The organism is Amycolatopsis sp. NPDC004772, from assembly GCF_053601215.1.
Window position 1 is genome coordinate 1 of the sequence record NZ_JBSGBK010000095.1, and the last position, 15949, is coordinate 15949.

16 protein-coding genes and 1 pseudogene are annotated in these 15949 nt (G+C 72.5%); 6 read left to right on the forward strand and 11 right to left on the reverse strand.

Annotation, left to right across the window (positions count from 1 at the left end):
- Nucleotides 1-221: pseudogene (locus ACWEF6_RS36325) on the forward strand (IS982 family transposase); the annotation flags it as partial.
- Nucleotides 222-241: 20 nt separating this feature from the next.
- Here the strand turns inward: ACWEF6_RS36325 and ACWEF6_RS36330 are convergent.
- From ACWEF6_RS36330 to ACWEF6_RS36360, 7 genes are read right to left on the reverse strand one after another with little or no spacing between them, the layout of a single operon-like run.
- Nucleotides 242-793, reverse strand: coding sequence for a hypothetical protein (locus ACWEF6_RS36330; protein WP_449687091.1), 552 nt, complete (start codon nucleotides 791-793; stop codon nucleotides 242-244).
- Between the two features lie 8 nt (nucleotides 794-801).
- On the reverse strand, nucleotides 802-2151 hold the full coding sequence (locus ACWEF6_RS36335) for a hypothetical protein (RefSeq protein ID WP_449687092.1): 1350 nt from the start codon (nucleotides 2149-2151) through the stop codon (nucleotides 802-804).
- The gene (locus tag ACWEF6_RS36340) at nucleotides 2148-2951 is read right to left on the reverse strand and encodes an ABC transporter ATP-binding protein (RefSeq protein WP_310973843.1); all 804 of its coding nucleotides are present in this window, start codon (nucleotides 2949-2951) and stop codon (nucleotides 2148-2150) included. Before ACWEF6_RS36340 ends, ACWEF6_RS36335 begins: the two co-directional genes overlap by 4 nt.
- Nucleotides 2952-2961: 10 nt before the next feature.
- Nucleotides 2962-3786: a zf-HC2 domain-containing protein gene (locus tag ACWEF6_RS36345; RefSeq protein ID WP_449687093.1), complete on the reverse strand. Its 825-nt coding sequence runs from the start codon at nucleotides 3784-3786 to the stop codon at nucleotides 2962-2964.
- Between the two features lie 46 nt (nucleotides 3787-3832).
- On the reverse strand, nucleotides 3833-4390 hold the full coding sequence (locus ACWEF6_RS36350; protein ID WP_449687094.1) for an RNA polymerase sigma factor: 558 nt from the start codon (nucleotides 4388-4390) through the stop codon (nucleotides 3833-3835).
- A gap of 54 nt (nucleotides 4391-4444) precedes the next feature.
- Nucleotides 4445-5377, reverse strand: a complete 933-nt coding sequence (locus ACWEF6_RS36355) for a MazG family protein (protein ID WP_449687095.1) — start codon at nucleotides 5375-5377, stop codon at nucleotides 4445-4447.
- On the reverse strand, nucleotides 5374-6408 hold the full coding sequence (locus ACWEF6_RS36360; RefSeq protein ID WP_449687096.1) for a hypothetical protein: 1035 nt from the start codon (nucleotides 6406-6408) through the stop codon (nucleotides 5374-5376). The genes ACWEF6_RS36355 and ACWEF6_RS36360 overlap by 4 nt, the downstream gene beginning before the upstream one ends.
- A gap of 76 nt (nucleotides 6409-6484) precedes the next feature.
- Between ACWEF6_RS36360 and ACWEF6_RS36365 the strand changes: the two genes are divergently transcribed.
- Nucleotides 6485-6892, forward strand: a complete 408-nt coding sequence (locus ACWEF6_RS36365; RefSeq protein WP_449687097.1) for a hypothetical protein — start codon at nucleotides 6485-6487, stop codon at nucleotides 6890-6892.
- A gap of 167 nt (nucleotides 6893-7059) precedes the next feature.
- On the opposite strand, the gene mfd is transcribed toward ACWEF6_RS36365, so the two are convergent.
- Both mfd and ACWEF6_RS36375 read right to left on the reverse strand, forming a co-directional pair.
- Complete coding sequence (gene mfd, locus ACWEF6_RS36370) at nucleotides 7060-10614, reverse strand: transcription-repair coupling factor (RefSeq protein ID WP_449687121.1); 3555 nt, start codon at nucleotides 10612-10614, stop codon at nucleotides 7060-7062.
- A 52-nt stretch (nucleotides 10615-10666) separates the two neighbouring features.
- Nucleotides 10667-11590, reverse strand: a complete 924-nt coding sequence (locus tag ACWEF6_RS36375; RefSeq protein WP_449687098.1) for an LLM class flavin-dependent oxidoreductase — start codon at nucleotides 11588-11590, stop codon at nucleotides 10667-10669.
- A 74-nt stretch (nucleotides 11591-11664) separates the two neighbouring features.
- Here ACWEF6_RS36375 and ACWEF6_RS36380 point away from each other — a divergent pair, with 74 nt between their 5' ends.
- Nucleotides 11665-12438, forward strand: coding sequence for a helix-turn-helix domain-containing protein (locus ACWEF6_RS36380; protein ID WP_449687099.1), 774 nt, complete (start codon nucleotides 11665-11667; stop codon nucleotides 12436-12438).
- Here ACWEF6_RS36380 and ACWEF6_RS36385 read toward each other — a convergent pair.
- Both ACWEF6_RS36385 and ACWEF6_RS36390 read right to left on the reverse strand, forming a co-directional pair.
- Nucleotides 12414-12893, reverse strand: a complete 480-nt coding sequence (locus tag ACWEF6_RS36385; RefSeq protein WP_449687100.1) for a DedA family protein — start codon at nucleotides 12891-12893, stop codon at nucleotides 12414-12416. The genes ACWEF6_RS36380 and ACWEF6_RS36385 overlap by 25 nt on opposite strands.
- Complete coding sequence (locus ACWEF6_RS36390; RefSeq protein ID WP_449687101.1) at nucleotides 12865-13461, reverse strand: class I SAM-dependent methyltransferase; 597 nt, start codon at nucleotides 13459-13461, stop codon at nucleotides 12865-12867. The genes ACWEF6_RS36385 and ACWEF6_RS36390 overlap by 29 nt, the downstream gene beginning before the upstream one ends.
- Nucleotides 13462-13592: 131 nt before the next feature.
- On the opposite strand from ACWEF6_RS36390, the gene ACWEF6_RS36395 reads away from it, so the two are divergent.
- The 3 genes from ACWEF6_RS36395 (at nucleotide 13593) to ACWEF6_RS36405 (ending at nucleotide 15928) form a co-directional block, all read left to right on the forward strand.
- Entirely contained in the window at nucleotides 13593-14711 is a 1119-nt protein-coding gene (locus ACWEF6_RS36395) for a sensor histidine kinase (protein WP_449687102.1), read from the forward strand.
- Nucleotides 14708-15364: a response regulator gene (locus ACWEF6_RS36400; protein ID WP_449687103.1), complete on the forward strand. Its 657-nt coding sequence runs from the start codon at nucleotides 14708-14710 to the stop codon at nucleotides 15362-15364. Before ACWEF6_RS36395 ends, ACWEF6_RS36400 begins: the two co-directional genes overlap by 4 nt.
- Before the next feature lie 84 nt (nucleotides 15365-15448).
- Entirely contained in the window at nucleotides 15449-15928 is a 480-nt protein-coding gene (locus ACWEF6_RS36405) for a hypothetical protein (RefSeq protein ID WP_449687104.1), read from the forward strand.
- Nucleotides 15929-15949 lie beyond the last annotated feature (21 nt).

Genomic DNA, 15949 nt, shown 5'->3' on the forward strand with positions numbered 1-15949 from the left:
CGCACCCGGCCGAGCACCTGCTCAAACCCGTCCGCCAGCTGATCGAATCGGTCAACGACACCCTCAAAGGCCAGCCCGACCTCGAACTGCACGGCAGCCGCACCATCGACGACGTGACCGCCCGCATCGCCCAACGCGTACTCGCCCTGACCGCCGCCATCTGGCACAACCACGCCACCGGCCAACCTGTCACCCGATCACTGATCGCCTACGACCACTGATCACTTTAGGACTTACTCATCTAGCGGCGGCCACCCCAAGCGGTGTACGTCAGCGCTCCCGCGATCGCCAGGACCAACGCTGTCCAGGTGGCCGCCGGGGTTTCGGGAGGTTGCAGCAGCCAGGCGGCGACGCGGTTCACCGTCGAGGGGTCACCCGGGACGAACAGCGAGGCCGCCGACCAGGCCAACGGGAGTGTCCAGCCGAACTGGCCGCCCGCGACCGTGGCCGCCAACCCCGCCAGCCCCGCGAGACCGGCCGCGTCGCGGACGATGATCGACGCGGCGACCGGCGACGGGCCCAGTTCCTGCACGCCCAGCACCACCGCCCCGGACAGGACCGCGATCAGGGCCAGGTGGGTGAACCGCCGGACCGGCCACGGCAGGGCCGCCGTCCGGTCGAGGTCCGGGTCCTGGCCGCTCAGCCCGATCGCCGCCACCGCGACCGCCGTGGTCAGCGCCAGCGTGGCGAAGATGCCGTCCCAGGAGTCCCGGCCCAGGAACCACACCCCGGACGTCGCCACCAGCAGCGCCCCGAACGCCGCCGGCAGCTGCCGCGAACGGGCGTACAGCATCGCCCACCTCATCGGCGAGCCCCCGGCACCAGCGTTTCGAGCGGGTCACCCTGGCACGCCAGCAACACCTGGCGCACGGCGGCGACCCTGGTGAACTGGACGTCCGCGGGCAGAGCGCGGAACTCCGCCCAGGCCTGCTCGATCGGGGCCGCTTGGCGCATGAACCACTTTCCGGCGTACTCGGGAAGCGGTTTCAGCTCCCCGGTGAAGTACGCCGCCGCGATCATCCGGCCACCCATGTCGGACAAGTCCGCGTTCGTCGGCCACTCGCAGGACGGCACACCCGCCCCGGACAGCACGGCCACCCGCAGGGCGCTCGCGTCCGCCGTGAGGAGTTCGGCGTTGCGCTGGAAGTCGAGGTAGACGACGGCGGGATCGCGCCGGACGGGCTCGTCCACGGGGTTGGGCGCGACCTGTTCTTCGATCCGGGTCGGCGCACCGGGCAGCTTCGCCAGCATCGCGAGCGCTTCGCGGCCGGGGCCGGCCAAGGCGGCCAGCCTGTCGCGGTGCAGCTCCGCCACGCAGACCGGGCCGTCGCAGACCTTCCGGGCGGCGGCGGTGTCGACGGTGAGGACGTCCGCGGGGACCAGCGGCAGGGCGATGGCGGCTCCGGCGACGAGCGGCAGCAGGCTCAGCAGCCGCGCTCGCACGGAGTGCACCGACAGCAGCAGGAACCCCGTGACGGCGAGGCCGAGGAACCATCCGGCCTGCCCGGCGTCGAGCGCGCCGGCGGTCGTCACCAGCGAGCCCCGCGGCTGGGCCAGCACCGGCGCCAGCGGACCGGCCCGGCGCGGCAGGACGGCGTCCAGCCCCGGTTCGAACGACAGCCAGCAGAGGGTCATCCCGACGAAGGCGAGCACGGCGAGCCCGGGCGCGGTCAATGGGTGCGGCAGCAGCCGTCCGACGGCCAGCCCGAGCCAGCTCCCGGCGACCACGCCGAGCACCCCGACGCCGATGACGGGGACGAAGGCGGCCGAGAAGAACCCATCGTGGGCCAGGACCTCGACGGCCATCACACCGAACACGACCAGGTAGCCGACGGCGGCCAGCCCGCCGACGGCACCGGCCAGCCGGATCGCCCGATGCCACGCGGGCCGCGGCGTGGTGGCCAGCAGTTCGATCGTGCCGGAGCGGCTGTCGCGCATGCCCTGGATGGCGCCCGCCCCGACCACAACGGGCCAGAGGAACTGCAGCAGGAACCGGAGCCAGAGCGCGGTCGTCGTGGTGTTCGCGGTTATCGGCGCGGGAACCTTCCACCACGGCCCGGAGAGCAGGAAGAGGAACCCGAGCGCGAAGACGACGACCGCCAGGGCGGCCCAGGGCGCGATCGAGCGCCGGAGTTCGATGCGGAAGATCACCACGCCCCCTGACCCGGCTCGTGGTTGAGCAGCGCGGAGTAACCGCGCTCGATGGGGCTGTCGCCGACGTGCTCGAGGGTGCCCGCGGCGGCCAGTTCGTCCGGCGTTCCCTGGAACACCAGCTTCCCGGCCGCGAACAGGATGACGTCCGTGCACGCCGTGGCGACGTCCTCGACCAGGTGCGTCGAGATCAGCACGCAGGAGTCGCGGCCCAGTTCCTGCACCAGCTCGCGGAACCGGACGCGCTGCGCCGGGTCGAGGCCGGCCGTCGGCTCGTCGAGGAGCAGGACCTCCGGGTCGTTGACGATCGCCTGGGCGATGCCCACCCGGCGGACCATGCCGCCCGACAGGGTCTTCATCCGGTCGTCCGCGCGATCGGCCAGGCCGACCCGCTCCACCGCCCGCTGGACCGCACCCGGGATGTCCTCTTTGGACATCTCCTTCAGCCAGGCCAGGTACTCGACGAACTCGCGGACGGTGAACCGCTTGTAGTACCCGAAGTTCTGCGGCAGGTACCCGATTCGGCGGCGCAGCTCGCGCTGGCCGGTGCGGCCGCCGGCAGGCGTGCCGAGCAGCGACAGCCGGCCCGACTCCGGCCGCAGCACGGTCGCCAGGGCCCGGATCAGCGTCGTCTTGCCGGCGCCGTTCGGGCCGAGCAGCCCGTGTACGCCCTTGCCGAGCGACAGGTCCAGCCCGTCCACGGCCATTTTCTTCCGTCCCACCCGCACTTTCAGCGCCTCGGCCTGGATTTCCCAGGCGTACGTCGCCGGAGCGACCTCGGCGGCTCCTACTGCCCGCATGCTTTCCTCCCTAATGACGTGCGCCGAGCCGGGTGAACGCCGTCCCGCGCAGGGCGACGACCACCGTGGTCAGCACGAAGACCCCCGCCCACACCGGCAGCGCGCCGGTGCCGAGCGAAAACGCTTGCCCCGGCTGGACGTACGCCGGCAGCACGACGACCGCGACCCACACCGCGATCAGCGTGTACGCCGCCCGGCTGACGCCGATCAGCCCGCCGAGCGCGAGCGTGCCGCTGGTGAAGGCCAGGCTCGGCAGCAGCCAGAGCGCCGGCTGCGTGCCGGTCAGCCACCCGGCGACGCCCAGCACCGGCAGGACGACGGCGAGCACGGCGAACGTCCGCCGGATGATCAGGTAGAGCCCCGCCCGCGGGGTCGCGGTGACGACCTCGTAGGCCGGATCCAGCCCCCGGGCCCACGACACGGCGACGCCGAGCACCGGCAGCACCGGGGCGAACAGCTGCACGGCCGGCACCCGGGCCGTCGCGACCCAGACACCGTCGAGCAGGATCGCGACCAGCGTGACGGCCACGATCATCGCCAGCCACGGCGCCATCGCGGGGGTGACCCAGGTGTCGAGCCACCGCCCCCGCCGCGCTCGCCGCCGCGGCTGCGGCGGGAGGGCGGGCTCGTGGAACGGGACGGCCGGCAGCCGGACCTCGCCCGAAAGCCGGCTCCAGACCAGGTCGACCACCGGCTCGACCGGCGCCACCTCCGCGAGCCGCGCCCGGCAGACGGGGCAGGCTTCGAGGTGGGCTTCGAGCCCCCACAGCTGGTCGCCCGGGAGGTCTTCGCCGGCCACATACGCGGCGATGAGCCGCTCGGGTGCGTGGTTCATGACAGCGCCTCCCGCAACTCCGGCAGTACAGCCGTCTCGCAACCCGTCATGACAGCGCCTCCCGCAATGCGATCCGCGCTCGCCGCGCCCGCGTCTTGACCGTTCCCTCCGGCAAGCCCAGCAGGACCGCCGTCTCGCGGACCGTCAGGCCGTCCAGGACCATTGCCTGCAGCACCGCCCGCAGCTCCGGCGCCAGCTCGCGCAGGGCGGCGCCGACCTCGTCGCCCATCGTCGAGGCCAGCAGTTCCTCTTCGGCTCCCGCCACCGGTGCCGCGTCGAGTGCCACCTCCGGCGGGGGCTGGGCGTGGTGCGCCCGGCGCCGGAACGCGTCGACCAGGCGGCGGGCCGCGATCGTCCAGACCCAGCCGACCGCGCTGCCGCCGGTGGCCGTGCCCGCGAACGACGCCGCCGCGCGCCAGACGGCCAGGAACGTTTCCTGCATGACCTCCGCGACGATCTGCTCGTCCGCGCACCGGCGGCGCAGGCGCACGGCGAGCCAGGGCGCCGTGCGGCGGTAGAACTCCTCGAACGCCGCGCGATCGCCCGTGGCCGTGCGCCGGACGAGGTGCTCCTCGTCGGCGTCTTTCAGTGACGGGTGTCTCACACCAAGCAAGACGCCGGGTGATCCAAAACGGTTCTCATCCGAATGTGTGCTGCGTCACACCGGACGGTCGGGCCAGAACTTGCGCCAGCCGTCGGCCTCCAGGGTCGTCGGCTCCAGTCCGGCGTCGCGGGCGGCCTGCTCGGCGGCCTGGATGTCCTTCGCGAACTGCTTCGCCAGCGCCCGCAGCTCGCCCTCGGCGTCGACCCCCGCCCGGCGCGCGGTGGCCGCGATGCGGAACAGCTGGGCGGGTGCCCCGGGCCCCTCCGGGAAGAGGTCGAGCGGGATGCCCGCGCGCCCGGAGCGCTGCCCGAGCTTGCCCGCCAGCGCGACCGCGGGCTGGCCGAGCGCCACGCCGTCCACAATGGACCGGCGCTGCTTCTCCTGCTGCTTCAGCTCTTCCCACTTGACGTTCTGGTGCTCGACGGTGTGCACCTGGTCGCCGTCGGTGAAGACGTGCGGGTGCCGGCCGACCAGCTTCGCGACGAGCGTCGCGGCGACGTCGTCGATGCCGAACGGGTCGTCCGCGTCCTCGGCCGCGACCCGCGCGTGGAAGAGCACCTGCAGGAGGACGTCGCCGAGCTCTTCGCGCAGCGCCTCGCGGTCGCCCTCCTCGATGGCGTCGAGCAGCTCGTAGGTCTCCTCGACCAGGTACTGCCGCAGCGAATCGTGCGTCTGCGCCGCGTCCCACGGGCAGCCGCCCGGCGAACGGAGCCGGTCCATCACGTCGGCGGCCTCGACCAGCGGCGGCACCGGTGTCTCGATGACGTCCGCGCCGGTCGCGATGAGCAGCGACGCCGCGGGCTCGTCCCGGGATCCGGCGAGCAGCACGACGTCCTTCAGCGAAGGCGCCTCGGTGATGGCCGGGACGCCGAACGCGGCCGGGTCGACGTCCGTCGCCGCGTAGACGGCGGGAGACTCACGCAGGATCTTCAGCGCCGCACCGGGCAGCGTCGTCCCGCGGACGACTACGACGACCCCCGTGCTCACTGCTGCGCGGGCGCGGCACCGCGGACGGGCAGCACGATGCCCTGGGTGGCGTCGGAGTTCGGCACGAGGTTCATGCCCACAACATCCCACACGCCGTAACGCGGGTTGACGCGCAGGCCGCCCTGGCCGAGGTACGGCTGCAGCAGCCGGGTGCCGATCGCGGTCAGCTGCGCGTCCGTCGGCTTCTGCGCTTCCTGGTCGGCCGGCACGGCCTTGTCGGTGCCGCGGGCGCGGATGACGAAGACGAACCAGTCCGGCCGCTGCGGCTTCTGCGCCTGGAAGACGACGACGTTGTTCTTCTCCGTGCCGAACAGCACGGTCTGCGCGAGACCGGGGTACTGGGCGGCACCGAAGAGCTCGGCGGTCTGGCCGGCGGAGTACCCGCTCGGGCCGGGCGCCCCGGTCTGCTGGGCCTGCTGGCCCTCCTGCTGCGCCTGCTGGACGACCCCCTGGACCTTGCCGGGGTCGTCGGCGAACTCCTTCGCGAGGTCGAAGGCGCGGGTGCGGGCCACCGGGTCGTTGTCGGCGGTCGCGCTGATGCCGACGTAGTCCGCGCCGACCGACAGCTTCGGCAGCAGCTTCGCGGCGAGCGCCTGCTCCAGGACGACGTCGCTCGCGACCTCGTTGCGGTCCCGCAGCTGCGAAACGATCTGGGTGACGGCGACCTGGTCGCCCTGCCCGGTGTCCGCGACCGGCGCGTTGCCCACCTGCGCGGCCAGCCCGGCGATCTTCGCCTGGTCGGCGACAAGGTTCTCCTGCTCGGTCGCGCGCAGGGTCAGCTCGTGGAGGACGCTCTGCCGAACGATCTCGCGGCCCAGCAGGTCGAGCTTGTGCTCACCGGCGAGCTTCTGCGCGTACGGGTGTTCGCGGACGGCCTGGTCGATCATCGACTGGACCCGGTCGATCGACACCGACCGGTCGCCGACGATGACGGCGCTGCCGACCTGGCTGGGGCCCGAGCCGCACCCGGCGAGCAGAAGAGCACCGGCAACGACCGCGACCAGCGCGCGAGGGCGCCCCATGATCCGCATCACAGGCCATACCCTCTCACACCATCGCCCCCGAAACGCAACACCCATGCGGTCGCGGCGGCGGTAATGTCGACATATGGACCATTGGCTGACCATCGAAGTGTTCGACGGGGAGCATTCGGCTTCGCTGTGGCGCCTGGCTCAAGGGGACGCACTCACCGAAGCGGCGCTGACGAACGGCGCTGAGCAGTGGGTTTGGCACGAGCACCGGTGGGGCGTGGTGCTGGAGATCGAGTTCTTGACGGAGGAACGCCGGGACGCCTTCCGGGCTCTTCCCGTCGTGACAGCGGCGCTTGATGCCGTTCCGGATCCGGCGCGGGGGTTGCTGGTGTACCCGGGACGGGGTGGCGGTTCGGGGTCGCGGGTGCCGCGGCGTCCTCGGCCGTTGCCGATGGGCGGGGCTGGGGCTGTTGCGGTTCCTGAGGAGCGGGTTCGGATGGGGTTGGCTGAGCCTCTGCCGCCCATGTTCAGCGAAGTCGGCTGACGCCGGGGGCTGCGCTCGCTTTCCCACCACCCCGAAGCCTGATTGTGACTACGGACGGTGGTACCGCGTCAAGGCGGGAAAGATGCCTTGACCCGGCACCACCGTCCGCGTTCTGGCTTCGGATCGGGGTGGTGGGGGGGGTCTGGGTGGGGGGGCCGGTTGGCGCTTCAGACCGCCGCGGGTTTCTTCGTCAGCTGCACCAGCAGTTTGGTGCACCAGTCCAGCAGTTCCTCGTCGCGCAATGTCGGCGCGCCGATGCGGCCTCCGGCCGGGCCCTCGGTCGGCTTCGGGACCGACACCGTGTTCGTCACCGCCTTGTACAGCGCCTTCGGGTACAGCCTCTTCAAGCGGACCATCTGGGAATCCAGCAGCGGCAGTGGCGCGAATCGGATCGTGGTGCCTTGGACCGCCACCTCCGTCACGCCCGCCTCGCGGCACGTGTGCCGGAACTTGGCCACCGCCAGGAGCCGGTTGACCGGGGCCGGGGGCTGGCCGTAGCGGTCGATGAGCTCTTCGCGGACCGCATCGAGGCCTTCGGTGTCCGGCGCCGCCGCGATCTTGCGGTACGCCTCCAGGCGCAGGCGCTCTCCCGGGACGTAGTCGTGCGGGATGTGGGCGTCGATCGGGAGGTCGACGCGGACTTCCGCCAGCTCCTCTTCCTCCGGCGCCTCCGCGCCCGCGTGCCTCCGGAATGCGTCGACCGCTTCGCCGACCAAGCGCACGTACAGGTCGAAGCCGACGCCCGCGATGTGGCCGGACTGCTCCGCCCCCAGAATGTTGCCCGCGCCGCGGATCTCGAGGTCCTTCATCGCGACCGCCATACCCGCACCGAGCTCGGTGTTCTGGGCGATCGTCGCCAGCCTGTCGTGCGCTGTCTCCGTCAGCGGTGCTTCCGGCGGGTACAGGAAGTACGCGTACCCGCGCTCGCGCCCGCGCCCGACCCGGCCGCGCAGCTGGTGCAGCTGCGCCAGGCCCAGCAGGTCGCCGCGCTCGACCAGCAGCGTGTTCGCGTTCGAGATGTCGAGCCCGGTTTCGACGATCGTCGTGCAGACGAGCACGTCGTACTCGTTCTCCCAGAAGCCCTGGATGATCTTTTCGAGCTTCTCTTCGTTCATCTGGCCGTGCGCGGTGACGACCCGCGCCTCCGGCACCAGCTCACGGATCCGCCGGGCCGCCTTCTCGATCGACGAGACCCGGTTGTGGACGTAGAAGACCTGGCCGTCGCGCAGCAGCTCGCGGCGGATGGCCGCGCCGACCTGCTTGTCGTCGTACGCGCCGACGTAGGTCAGGATCGGGTGGCGGTCCTCCGGCGGGGTCAGGATCGTCGACATCTCGCGGATGCCGGCCAGCGACATCTCCAGCGTGCGCGGGATCGGTGTCGCCGACATGGTGAGCACGTCGACGTGCGTGCGCAGCGCCTTGATGTGTTCCTTGTGCTCGACGCCGAAGCGCTGCTCCTCGTCGACGATCACCAGGCCGAGGTCCTTGTAGCGGATGCCCGTCTGCAGCAACCGGTGCGTGCCGATGACGATGTCGACCTCGCCGCCGGCGAGCTGCTCGAGGATCGCGTCCGACTCCGCCTTGTTCGTGAAGCGGGACAAGCCCTTGATCGTCACCGGGAACGACCGCATGCGCTCGGTGAAGGTGTTCAGGTGCTGCTGGGCGAGCAGCGTCGTCGGGACGAGCACCGCGACCTGCTTGCCGTCCTGCACCGCCTTGAACGCCGCGCGCACGGCGATCTCCGTCTTGCCGTAGCCGACGTCGCCGCAGATCACGCGGTCCATCGGGACGCCGCGCTCCATGTCCGCCTTGACCTCGTCGATCGCGGCGAGCTGGTCGTTGGTTTCCGTGAACGGGAAGGCGTCCTCCAGCTCGTGCTGCCACGGCGTGTCCGAGCCGAACGCGTGCCCGGGCGCGGCCTGGCGCGCCGCGTAGAGCTGGACGAGCTCGGCGGCGATCTCCTTGACCGCCTTCTTCGCGCGCGCCTTGGTGTTCTTCCAGTCGGAGCCGCCGAGCTTGTTGAGCGTGGGCAGCTCGCCGCCGACGTACCGGGAGACCTCGTCGAGCTGGTCGGTGGGCACGAACAGCCTGTCGCCCGGGTGGCCGCGCTTCGACGACGCGTACTCCAGCAGGAGGTACTCGCGGGTGGCGCCGGCGACCGTGCGCTGCACCATCTCGACGAACCGGCCGATGCCGTGCTGGTCGTGCACGACGTAGTCGCCGGCCTTCAGCGCCAGCGGGTCGACCGCGTTGCGCCGCCGGGACGGCATCTTCGTGTTCAGGTCCTTTGTGGACGTTCCGGCGCCCGCGCCGCGGCCGGTGAGGTCCGCTTCGCTCAGCACGACCAGGGCGCGCTCCGGCGAGACGAACCCGTCGGTGAGGCCGCCGCAGGTGACCGTGACCATTCCCGCGGACGGCGGCCCGGCCAGCCCATCACCGGCCTGGGTGGCCGGGACGTCGGCGCCCGTGAGCTGCTCCACCGCGCGCGCCGCGGTGCCCTGACCGGCCACGACGAGCACCGCCGTGCCACCCGCCGCGGTGTGTGCGCGCAGGTCCGCCGTCGCGCGTTCGAGCTCGCCGCGGTACGCGGGCGCGGCCTCGACCGAGACGCGGTAGACGTCCGGGTCTTCACTGGTCAGCTGGGTGAGCGTCCACCACGCGCGCTTGGTGTCCTGCGCGTGGGACGCGATCTCGTCGAGCCCGCGGTAGGCCGACGCGCCGAGGTCGATCGGGGCCTGCCCGCCCGCCGCGGCCGTCGTCCAGGACGCTTCGAGGAACTCCTGACCGGTGCGGACCAGGTCGGCGGCGCGGGCGCGGATCTTCTCCGGGTCGGTGAGCAGGACGTGGGTGCCTTCCGGCATCGCGTCGGTGAGCAGCTCCAGCTCGCCTTCGCAGAGCACCGGGATGAGCGCCTCCATGCCCTCGACCGGGATGCCGTCGGCGAGCTTGGTGAGCATCTCGGCCAGGTGCGCGTCGGCCTCGTACGTCTTCGCCAGCTCCGCGGCCTTCTCCTTGACCGGCCGGGTGAGCAGCAGCTCGCGGCACGGCGGCGCGGTGACCCGCGGGATCTCGCCGGGCAGCGACCGCTGGTCGGAGACCGCGAACGCGCGGATTTCGCTGACCTCGTCGCCCCAGAACTCGACCCGGACCGGGTGCTGCGCGGTCGGCCCGAAGAGGTCGAGGATGCCGCCGCGGACGGCGAACTCGCCGCGCTTCTCGACCATGTCGACGCGGGTGTAGGCCAGCTCGACCAGCCGTTCCAGGAGTTCCTCGAACGGCGTCTCCTCGCCGACGACGAGGTCGATCGGCTTCAGCGAGCCGAGCCCGGGCGCCATCGGCTGGATCAGGCTGCGGACGGTGGCGACGACGACGCGCAGGCCGTCGTCCCCCGTCTTCAGCCGGTGCAGCACCTCGAGACGGCGGCCGACCGTGTCCGCGCGCGGGGAGAGGCGCTCGTGCGGCAGGGTCTCCCAGCTCGGGAAGTCGGCGACCCTGCTCCTGCCGAGCAGGGCGCCGAGCGACGCGGTCAGCTCGTCGGCCTCGCGGCCGGTGGCGGTGACGGCCAGGACGGGACGGCCGGCGCCGGTGTCGGCGGCGACGGCGGCCGCGACGAGCTGCCGGGCGGCGATCGGGCCCTGCAGCTCGAGCAGCGGCGCGCCGGCGCGCTCGACCACGCCGCGCAGGGCCGGGTCGGGAAGGATGGCGGTGAGGAGTCCGGACAGTGGAGCGTCGGTCACGGTCCCAGCCTACGTGCCACCCCCGACAAGTTTTCGATCACGGCTGGTCGCGCAGCAGATTCACCACCTCCGCGAGGCGCGGCAGCTGCCCGTCGAACACCTTCGGTTCCGTGCTCGCGACGCGCAGCAGGAAGTGCTCCACGCCCTCGTACTTCCGCAGCTGCGCCGCCACCTCCGCGGCACTGCCGGTGACCTGCATCTGGATCCCTTGCACGAACGCCGCCGGGCGACCGTAGTTCGTCAGGCAGTACTCCTCCAGTAGTTCGCTCCCGCGCACCGGGTCGTCCTCCACCAGGACCGTCGCGAACAACGCCGGGGTGACCGGCCGCGACGCCGTGGCCCGGATCCGGGCCAGGCCGGTGCCGTAGTCCGCGGGGTCCGGCGGGTAGGGCAGCCAGCCGTCGTAGCACCGGCCGACCCGCTCGAGCGCGCCCGGCGTGTACGCGGCCAGCCACACCGGCGGGCCACCCGGGCGGGCCGGCGCCGGGAACACCGGCAGCGAGTCGTAGTGCAGCACCGGACCGTGGAAGGACGAAGCGCCGCTCCAGGCCGCGCGCCAGAGGCCCACGATGTCGTCCAGCCGGGCGCGGCGGCGCTCCCACGGGACGCCGGCGAACGCGAACTCCGGCTCGCTGCGCCCGGCGAACCCGGCGCCGACGGCGACGGTGAGCCGTCCTTCGCTGAGGAGATCGATGCCCAGCAGCTGGTTGGCCGTCAGGATCGGGTTCCGCAGGGCCGGGAGCAGCGCTGCCGTCCCCAGCGTCACGCGGGACGTCCGGGCGGCGAAGGCGGCCAGCACGGTGAGCGCGTCGAGCGGGGCCTTCGCGAGGGTGTCGCCGACCCAGACCGAGTCGAGGCCGAGTTCTTCCGCGGCGACGGCGGTGGCGACCAGCTCGGGCGCGGTCCGCCCGGTGTCGAGGATGGCCTGGTAGGTCGGGACGACCAGTCCGTAGTTCGTCATGGCCGAAGCGTCGCCTGATCGGGGTATGCCCTCAATTCCCCGCGGGGAATGGACGCCCCGAGCAGGATGGGGCCGTGGACTTCGGAACGGCGCTCAGGGACTGGCGCACCCGGCGGCGGATCAGCCAGCTCGACCTCGCCCTGCGCGCGGGCACGACGCAGCGGCACGTCAGCTTCATGGAGAGCGGGCGCTCGGTGCCCGGCCGCGGCATGGTCCTGCGCGTCGCGGAGTCCCTCGAACTTCCCCTGCGCGAGCGCAATGGCCTGCTCCACGCGGCCGGCTACGCGCCGACGTACCCCGAAACCCGGCTCGACGACCCGGCGATCCGGCCGGTGCTCGACGGGCTGCGGCGGCTGCTCGACGGCCACCGGCCCTACCCCGCGATCGTCGTCGACCGCTACGGCGTGCTGGTTGCGGCGAACGACGGGTTCCGGCTGCTCACCGAGGGGGTCGCCCCGGAGCTGCTGCGCGAACCGGTCGACACGCTGCGGCTGGCGCTGCACCCGCGCGGGATGGCGCCGCGCGTGGCCAACCTCGACGACTGGGCGCGGCACATCCTCGAGCGCATCCGCAACGACCTCGCCCGCACTCCCGACGACCGGCTGGCCGCGCAGCTCGCCGAGCTCGAGGGGTACCTGCCGCCGGCGGCCGCGCCCGGCCCGGAGCACCTGGGGTTCGCGGTGCCGGTCCGCCTGGCCACCTCGCTCGGCGAACTGCGGCTGATCACGGCGATCACGACGTTCGCGACGGCGGCGGACGTGACCGTGTCGGAGCTGAAGCTGGAGACGTTCCTCCCCGCCGACGCCGAGACCGCGGAACGGCTTCACAGCACCAGCGCCGTCGTGTGACCCACCAGCAGCACCGCACTCGCCCACAGCACCGCCGCGCCCACGCTGCCCGCCGCGAACCGGCGGTACGGCATCGCCGCCGAGCCCGCCACGCGCGGCACCAGCGTGCGGACGCCCGCCAGGCAGCGGCCCGCGATCACCGCCGGGACGCCGTAGCGCGCGACCGCCGCTTCCACGCGCTTCCACCGGTCCCGGTGGGCCGGCCGCGGTCCCCAGCGGCGTCCTTCGAGGTACGCGAGCTGGTCGCCGAGGACCGCCGAGGCAACGGCCACCACCCAAGCGAGTCCGAGGTGGAGCGTGCCCCGCTCGGCGAGGAAGCCCATCAGCAGCAGCGTCGACAACGTCGGCAGCACGATCCCCGGCAGCAGCGCGGTTTCCGCCGTGATGACCAGCGCGCAGACCAGGTAGACGACCGCCGGGGGCGCGTCAAGCAGGGGTCGCAGCAGGCTGTCCACGCCGAGCCCTCCCCACCGCCACCGGCAGCGCCGCGCGGTAGACGAACGCGGGCGGCAGGTTGCCCCAGACGACCTGCGTGCGCTCCACGACCGCGAACCGGCTGCGCAGCGACGCAGCGAAGCGGCGGGCGGGTGGCGTCCAGGCCGCGTGGGTGTACGCGAACGTCGTGAACCGGCCGTTCGGGGCGAGCGCCACGGTGACCGCGTCGAGGATGCGCCGCTGCCGGGCCGCGGTCATGGCCGTCCACGGCAGCCCGGAGACGACGACGTCGACGTCCTCGAGCGCCAAGTGCTCCGCCGAGCCGGTGACGACGTCCACCTGCGGAAGGCGGTCCCGCAGCGAAGCGGCGAAACGCGGGTTGATCTCGACGGCCGTGAAGCGCGCTTCCGGGCGAAGCAGCGCGAGGACCGCTTCGGTGAACACGCCGGTGCCCGGACCGAGTTCCGCGACGCACGACGCGCGTTCCAGGCCGAGGCCCGCCGTCATCTCTTCGGCCAGCCGCGGCGAGCTCGGCGCGATCGCGCCCGTCAGCACGGGGTGGCGAAGGAATTCCCTGGTGATCGACATGATCCCGACGTTAGGAACGGCGGGGGTGGCCCCGAATCGTCCGGACCGGCCGGCCCCCTCCTCCCGGAGGAGGACGAGAACCGGCCGCAGGAAGGACGCCCCGGGCGGCACCCCGGCACTACGTTCGGGGCGTGGAACGACTCGTGAAGTGGGTGCGCCGGCACCGGTGGACGGTGGATCTGCCGCTGTACGGCGTGTTCGTCTTCCTCGCGCCGAGCTGGACCGGCCCGGAGCCGTGGACCGTGCGGGCCATCCCGATAGTGTTCCTGCTCCCGCTGCTGGTGCGCCGCCGGTACCCCCGCACGGTCGCGGTGCTGATCATCGCCGGGGCCGCGGTGGTGTACTTCACCGAGATCTGGGCGTACGACCGCGGCCGCACCGAGCTGGCGATGGCGGTGGTGCTGTTCAACCTGGTGAAACGGCGGGACCGGGGGTTCGCCGCGGTGATCGCGGTGGCGATCGCCGTGCTCGGCACCCAGTGGTACGTCCTCTACGCGCCGGAGACGGCGAACCCGACGTTGACCCTGGTCGGCATCCTGCCGCTGCACATCGCGGCGTGGGCGCTCGGCGAGTTCTTCCGCAAGCAGGAGGAGCTCGTCGCCGAGGAGAAGAAGCGGGACGACGCCCAGGCCCGCGCGGCGGTCGCCGAGGAGCGCACCAGGATCGCGCGGGAGCTGCACGACGTCCTGGCGCACAGCATGAGCGTGATCGTGCTGAACGCCGAGGGCGCGAAGCTCGCCCGGCACCGCGACCCGGCGGCCGTCGACCGCACGCTCGACACGATCGTCCACACGGGCCGGGACGCGCTGGCCGAGCTGCGCCGGCTCCTCGAAGTCCTGCACGCCGGCCAGGCGGCGCGCAGCCCCCAGCCGACCCTCGCCGGGCTGCGCGAGCTCGTCGAGCAGGCCGGCCGGGACGTCACCCTCGACGTCACCGGCGACCCGGGCACCCTGCCCGCGAGCGCCGCGCTGCAGGCGTACCGGATCGTCCAGGAGGCACTGACCAACATGATCAAGCACGCCCCGGCCGACGCGACCGGCCGCGTCGGCGTCGCCGTCGAGCCACCGGAGGTCCGCATCGAGGTGACGAACACGGGAGGCCACGCACCGCCGGCGCCCGCCCTGCCGTCGTCCGGGCGCGGGCTGGCCGGCATGCGCCAGCGCGTCGAGATGTACCACGGCGAGCTGACGACGGGCCCTCTGCCGGACGGCGGGTACCGGGTGCGCGCCAGCCTGGTGGTGACCCCGTGACCACCCGGATCCTCCTCTGCGACGACCAGCAGCTCGTCCGCGTCGGCCTGCGCATGATCGTCGAAAGCCAGGACGGCCTCACCGTCGTCGGGGAGGCCGCCAACGGCGAAGAAGCCGTCACCCTCACCCGGGAACTGCGCCCCGACCTGGTCCTGATGGACGTCCGGATGCCCGTGCTCGACGGCGTCACGGCGACCGCGCGGATCTGCGCCGAGCTGCCGGACGTGCGCGTCCTCATCATCACCACCTTCGACCTCGACGAGTACGCCTACGCCGCTCTCCGGGGCGGCGCGAGCGGGTTCCTCGTCAAGGACGCGCCCGCCGAGGAGATGCTCGTCGCGATCCGGGGCGTGCTGCGGGGTGACTCGATGGTGTCGCCGTCGGTCACGCGGCGGCTGCTCGACCGGTACCTCGCCGACGACCGCGATCCCGTGGACGTCGCGAAGCTCGGGGCGCTGACCGAACGCGAGAAGGACGTCCTGGGGCTCATCGCGCGCGGGCTGTCGAACACCGAGATCGCCGCGAAGCTGTACATCGGCGAGACGACGGTGAAGACGCACGTCGGGCGGGTGCTCGGCAAGCTGGGCCTGCGGGACCGGGTGCACGCCGTCGTGTTCGCCTACGAGTCCGGGCTGGTGCGGCCGGGTTCCTGAGCGCAGGCCCGTCCGGCGGGGACCCCTCCCCGGGGTCTCTCGTTAGGTTCGCCGGACCAGGCCCGACGACCGAGGAGTCATGTCGTGCACACGCCCGGTAGAACGGCAGTGGCGCTGGCCGTGGCCACGGCGCTCGCCGGCTGCGCGACCACGCCGCCACCGCCATCACCTCCGGCAAGCAGCTCGGCACCCACCTCACCGACGCTCGACATGGCCCAGCAGGCGTTGTGCGGCCAGCTGGAAACGTTCTCCGTGCTGCTGCTCCACTTCAGCGCCGAACTCGCCAGGACGGTCCTGCCGGACACCGGCCGGGAAAACCCCGAGGCCGCCGACCTCGTCCGGCAAGCCGACCTGATCGCGGGCGAGGGCGCCGAGCTGGTGAAAACCGCCCCACCCGGCGTGAAGGCCGACGTCGACACGGTTCTCAAGGCCACCGCCGAAGCGAAAGCACACATCAAACCCGGCGAAACGTACGGATCCGCCGTCGCACCGATGTACCGCCAAGACACCGAAGCGGCACGTACGGCGCTCGGCCGGTACGGCCCCTGCCCGCACCACAACTGACGACGAAGCGGCTGGCGAACG